Annotated in this window: 2 protein-coding genes; both read right to left on the reverse strand. The window is 76.9% G+C overall.

The features are described from left to right. Positions 1 to 899 (reverse strand): beta-ketoacyl synthase N-terminal-like domain-containing protein (locus ACIBA9_RS38020; RefSeq protein ID WP_399370340.1); only part of this gene is annotated, 899 nt, incomplete at its 3' end. A 43-nt stretch (positions 900 to 942) separates the two neighbouring features. Beyond that, on the reverse strand, positions 943 to 6,033 hold the full coding sequence (locus ACIBA9_RS38025) for an SDR family NAD(P)-dependent oxidoreductase (RefSeq protein ID WP_399370342.1): 5,091 nt from the start codon (positions 6,031 to 6,033) through the stop codon (positions 943 to 945). Positions 6,034 to 6,077 lie beyond the last annotated feature (44 nt).

Here is a 6,077-nt window from a genome sequence, read left to right on the forward strand (position 1 = left end):
CCCGCGCGGACCGCGTCCGACAGCCGCTCCAGGACCAGCACGCCCGCGCCCTCGCCCCAGCCGGTGCCGTCCGCGTCGGCGGAGAACGCCTTGCAACGGCCGTCCGGTGCCATGCCCCGCTGCCGGGAGAACTCCACGAAGATGCCGGGGGTCGCCATGACGGTGACCCCGCCGACGAGGGCCAGGGTGGACTCGCCGGCGCGCAGCGACTGCATCGCCATGTGCAGGGCGACCAGCGAGGAGGAGCAGGCCGTGTCGACGGTGACCGCCGGGCCCTCCAGGCCGAGGGTGTAGGAGATCCGGCCGGACAGGACGCTGGCGGTGCCGCCGGTCAGCAGGTGGCCGTCGGTGCCTTCCCAGGCCTGGTGCAGGGGCGGCCCGTAGTCCTGGGCGATGGCACCGACGTACACGCCGGTGGCGCTGCCGCGCAGACGGGTGGGGTCGATGCCCGCCCGCTCCAGCGCCTCCCAGCTCGTCTCCAGCAGCAGCCGCTGCTGGGGGTCCATGGCGAGGGCCTCGCGCGGCGAGATGCCGAAGAACTCGGCGTCGAACTCGGCCGCGTCCCGCAGGAATCCGCCCTGATGGGCGTAGGAGGTGCCGGGGTGGTCGGGGTCCGGGTCGTAGAGGTCCTCGGTGTTCCAGCCGCGGTCGCCGGGCAGGTCGCCCAGCACGTCGCGGCCGGCCGCGACCAGCTCCCACAGGGCCTCCGGCGAGCCGGCGCCGCCCGGGTAGCGGCAGGCCATGCCGACGATCGCGACGGGTTCGGTGTCGCGCGCCTCGGCCTGCCGCAGCCGCTTCTTCACCTCGCGCAGTTCGGTGGTGGCCCGGCGCAGGTAGTCGCGCAGTCTGTCGTCGGTGGCGGGGCCGGTGCCGCCGCTGTCGTTGTTCGCGTTCCCCATGGGGACGTCAACCTTCCTCGCGTCCAGCGGTCTCAAGGGGCCTTCAGGAGAAGCCCAGTTCTTCTTCGAGCGCCGCGAACAACTCGTCGTCCGTGGCCTGTTCGAGGTCCGTGCCGGGTGCGTCCTCGGTGGGGTGCGGGTCGTGGCGGCGCAGCAGGTCGCGCAGCCGGTCGCCGATCCTGCGGCGCGCCTCGTCGTCCGCTGCCGTGATCAGCAGCGCCTCGAACTCTCCCTCCAGGCGCTGTAGTTCGTGGGCGTCGGCGGTGTCGGCCCGGAGCGCCGGGGTCGTGCCGTCAGCCGGGCCGGGCTCGGCGGACGGGGCGGGGGCGAGGCGTTCGTGCAGGTGGTCGGCGAGGGCGGCGGGGGTGGGGTGGTCGAAGACGAGGGTGGCGGACAGTTTCAGACCGGTGGCCTCCTTGAGCCGGTTGCGCAGCTCGACCGAGGTCAGCGAGTCCGAACCGAGCTTGCGGAACACCTGGTTCGGACCGATGGCGGCGGGCGAGGCCTCCCCGAAGACGACGGCCGCGTGCTCGCGCACCAGGTCGAGGAGTGCCTGGCGCCGCTCGGCCTCGGGCAGCGCCGCCAGCCGCTCGGCCGGGCTCGGGCCGCCGGTGGCCGCCCCGGCCCGACGCCGGCCGGGGCGCCGCACCAGCGAGCGCAGCAGCGGCGGTACGTCGGGGCCGGTGAGGTGGGTCGTGGCCAGCCGGACCGGGACCAGGTCGGCGCGGGCCGCGCTCAGTCCGGCGTCCAGCAGGGCCAGGGCCTCGGCGGTGGGCAGGGCGGCCACCCCGGTGCGGTGCAGCCGGCGCAGGTCCTGCGCGTCGAGGGTGCCGGTGAGTTCGCTGGCCTCCTCCCACAGGCCCCAGGCGAGGGAGACGGCGGGCAGTCCCTCGGCCCGGCGGAGCTGGGCGAGGGCGTCGAGGTAGGCGTTGGCGGCGGCGTAGTTGGCCTGGCCCGCGGTGCCCAGGGTGCCGGCGGCCGAGGAGAACAGGACGAAGGCGGCGAGGTCGTGGCCGCGGGTCAGCTCGTGCAGATGGCGGGCCGCGTCGGCCTTGGGGCGCAGGACCCGGTCGAGCCCCTCGGCGGTGAGCCGTTCGACGGGGGTGTCGTCCAGCGTGCCGGCCGCGTGCACGACGGCGGTGAGCGGGTGGTCCGGGTCGATCCCGTCCAGCAGCGCGGCCAGGGCGGCACGGTCGGCCGTGTCGCAGGCGGCGACCCGTACCCGGGCGCCGAGCGCCGTCAGCTCCGCCACCAGGGTGTCCGCGCCGGGTGCGGCGGGTCCGCGCCGGCTGGTCAGTAGCAGGTGCCGTACGCCGTGCCCGGTGACCAGGTGCCGGGCGACCAGGCCGCCGAGGGTGCCGGTGCCGCCGGTGATCAGCACGGTGCCCTCGGGGTCGAGCGGGCGGGGCACGGTCAGCACGAGCTTGCCGGTGTGCCGGGCCTGGCTCATGTGCCGGAAGACGGCGGGGGCGCGGCGCAGGTCCCAGGCCGCGGTCGGCAGCGGGGTGCAGGTGCCGTCCGCGAAAAGGGCCATGACATCGGCGAGCATCTCCCGCACGCGCCCGGGGTCGACCAGGTTCAGGTCGTAGGCGTGGTAGCGGACACCGGGGTGGTCGGCGGCGATCCGACCGGGGTCGCGGACGTCGGTCTTGCCCATCTCCACGAACCGGCCGCCGGGGGCCAGCAGGCGCAGGGAGGCGTCGACGAAGTCGCCCGCCAGGGAACCGAGGACGGCGTCGACCCCGCGTCCGCCGGTGGCCTCGCGGATCCGGCGCTCGAAGTCGAGGGTGCGCGAGTCGCAGATCCGGTCGTCGGACAGGCCCATGGCGCGCAGGGTGTCCCACTTGCCGCGGCTCGCCGTGGCGTACACCTCGGCGCCCAGGTGGCGGGCCAGCTGGACGGCGGCCATGCCGACCCCGCCGGCCGCGGCGTGGATCAGCACGGTGTCGCCGGGGCCGAGCCGGGCGAGGTCGACCAGGCCGTAGTAGGCGGTGAGGAAGGCGACCGGTACGGACGCGGCGCGGGTGTGGTCCCAGCCGTCGGGTATCGGCGCGAGCAGCCGGGCGTCGGCGACGGCCAGCGGCCCGAAGCCGTCCCGGACCAGGCCGAGGACGCGGTCCCCGGGGGCCAGGCCTCTCACCCCGGGGCCGGTGTCGACGACGATGCCCGCGGCCTCGTAGCCGAACCGGTCCCGCTCCTCCTCGATCATGCCGAGGGCGAGGACGACGTCGTGGAAGTTCAGTCCGGCGGCGCGCACCGCGAGCCGCACCTGGCCCGCTTCCAGGGGGGCCGTCGCCTCCGGGGCGGGGGCCAGCGCCAGGTTCTCCAGGCTGCCCTTGGCCGTGCTGACCAGCTTCCAGGCGTCGGTGCCGGCCGGCACCGGCAAGGCACCGTCGCGGTCGGCCCGCACCAGGCGCGGTACGAGGAACCGGCCGGCTCGGACGGCGAGTTCGGGTTCGTCGGCCGGCAGGGCGCGCACGCCGTCGGGCAGCGCGTGCGGGGTGTCCAGGTCCAGCAGGACGAAACGGCCGGGGTGTTCGCGCTGCGCCGAGCGCAGCAGCCCCCACACGGCCGCGTCCGCCGGGGAGGCGGGGCGTTCGTGCGGGCCGGTGGCGACGGCCCCGGTGGTGACGAGCACCAGCGGCAGCTCGGCGAGCCGCTCCTCGGCGAGCCAGGCACGCACCAGGGTGAGGACGGCCTCCAGCCGTGCCCGCAGGGCGGCGCCGGGGTCGCTGTCGGCGGGCCCGGCGGGGGGCGCGGTGGTGAGGACCGCGGCGGGGGCGGGGCCGGTGCCGAGCCCGTCGAGCAGCCCGCGGACGTCGGCGTACGAGGGCAGCGGCCAGCCGTCGCCGAGGGCCACCAGGGGCCGGTCCGTGACGGCCGGGCCGTCCTGGAGGGGCAGCCAGTCCACGGCGTGCAGCCGGCGGTGGGCGGTGCTCGTGGCGGTGAGCGCGTCCGGTGCGAGCGGGCGGACCGTCAGCGCCTCGGCCGTGAGGACGGGGGCGCCGGCCGGGTCCCAGGCCGTCACCGACACCGTGTCCGGGCTCAGGCGGCCGAGCCGGACGCGCAGCGTGGTGGCCCCGGTGGCGTGCAGCCGCACCCCGGACCAGCCGAAGGGCAGGACGACCTCCCGTTCGGGGTCGTCGGGGCCGCGCACGATCAGCGGGTGCAGGGCGGCGTCCAGCAGCGCGGGGTGCAGGGCGAACGCGCCGGCCTCCTTGTGCCGGTCGGCGCCGAGGGCGACCTCCGCGTACAGGTCCTCGCCGTGCCGCCAGGCGGCGGTGAGGCCGCGGAAGGCGGGGCCGTAGAGGTAACCGGCGTCGGCCAGCCGCTCGTAGGCGCCGTCCGTCCCGATCCGTTCGGCGTTCTCCGGCGGCCACACGGCGGGCGCGGGTTCCTCGACGGCGGCCGGGTCGGCGGTGAGCCGGCCACCGGCGTGGTAGGTCCAGGCGCCGTCCGGATCGTCGTCGCGCCGCGCGTGGACGCCGACGTCCCGGCCGCCCTCGGCGTCGGCGGCGGACACCGTGACCTGGATGTGGACACCGCCGTCGCGCGGCACCGTCAGGGGCGCCGCCAGGTCGAGTTCCGCCACGGCCGCGCACCCCACCCGGTCGCCCGCGCACACCAGCAGTTCCAGCAGGGCGGTGCCGGGCAGCAGGACCGTGCCGGACACCGCGTGGTCGGCGAGCCAGGGGTGGGTGCGCTGCGAGAGCCGGCCGGTGAACAGCGTGGTGCCGTCCTCCGCCGAGACGACGGCCGCACCCAGCAGCGGGTGGTCGAGCGCCTCCAGGCCGAGGCTGGTGGCGTCGCCGGAGCGCGCCGGGGCGTCGAGCCAGTACGGGGCGTGCCGGAAGGCGTACGTGGGCAGGTCGGCGGGGTCGACGGGCTCGGGGGCGGCGCCGAGGACGGCCCGCCAGTCGACGGGCGCGCCGTGCGCCTGGGCGCGGGCCAGGGCCTGGGTGAGCCGGACCGGGCCACCGTCGTCGCGGCGCAGCGTCTCCAGGGTGACGGCCGGCAGGCCGGCGGCCTCGGCGACCTCCTGCACGGCGGAGGTGAGCAGGGGGTGGGCGGTCGGTTCGACGAACATCCGGTAGCCGTCCGCCAGGAGTGCGCGGGTGGTGTCGGCGAAGCGGACGGTGGAGCGCAGGTTGCGGTACCAGTAGGCGGCGTCCAGGCCCGTGGTGTCGTGGACCTCGCCGGTGACCGTGGAGTAGAAGGGGATGCGGGACGGGCGGGGCGAGACGGGGGCGAGCGCCGCGAGCAGTTCCGCCTCGATGGCCTCGACGTACGCGGAGTGCGAGGCGTAGTCGACGGGGATGCGGCGGGCTCGGACGCCCTCCGCCTCCCACTGGGCGAGCAGCGCGTCCAGCACCTCGGGGGCGCCCGCCACGACGGTGGCCGCGGGGCTGCTGACGGAGGCGATCTCGACCCGCTCGGGGAGGGCGGCGAGCCGCTCGGCGACGGTGTCAGCGGGCAGCGCCACCGAGGCCATGGCGCCGGTGCCGGCCAGCCGGTCGCGGGTGATGAGGCTGCGCAGCGCCACGACGCGCACCGCGTCCTCCAGGTCGAGCGCGCCGCAGACGTACGCGGCGGCGATCTCGCCCTGGGACTGCCCGATGACGGCGGACGGGGTGACACCCGCGGCCCGCCACACGTCGGCGAGCGCGACCATCACCGCGAACAGGGCGGGCTGGACGACGTCGACGCGCTCCAGCGGGGGCGCTCCGGCCGTGCCGCGCAGGACGTCCGGCAGCGACCAGTCCACGAACCGGGCGAGCGCCTGCGCGCACCGCTCGACGCCGGCCCGGAACACCGGCGAGGTGTCCAGGAGTTCGCGGGCCATGCCGGCCCACTGCGAGCCCTGGCCGGGGAACACGAAGACGGTGCGGCCGCCGGTGGCCTCGGCGCCGGTGGTGACGGCGTGCGGGGAGTCGTGGCCGTCGGCCAGGGCCCGCAGTCCCGCCGCCAGCTCCTCGCGGCTGCCGCCGATCACGACACCCCGGTACGGGTGGGCCGTGCGGCCGGCCACCAGGGTGTGGCCCACCGCGGCCGGGTCCAGCTCGGGGTGGGTCTCGGTGAACGCCAGCAGCCGTGCCGCCTGCGCCCGCAGCGCCTCCTCGCCCCGCGCCGACACCGGCCACACCCACGGCGCCGACTCCAGCACCGGCACCGGCACCG

The organism is Streptomyces sp. NPDC051452, assembly GCF_044454765.1.
Classification (GTDB): Bacteria; Actinomycetota; Actinomycetes; order Streptomycetales; family Streptomycetaceae; genus Streptomyces.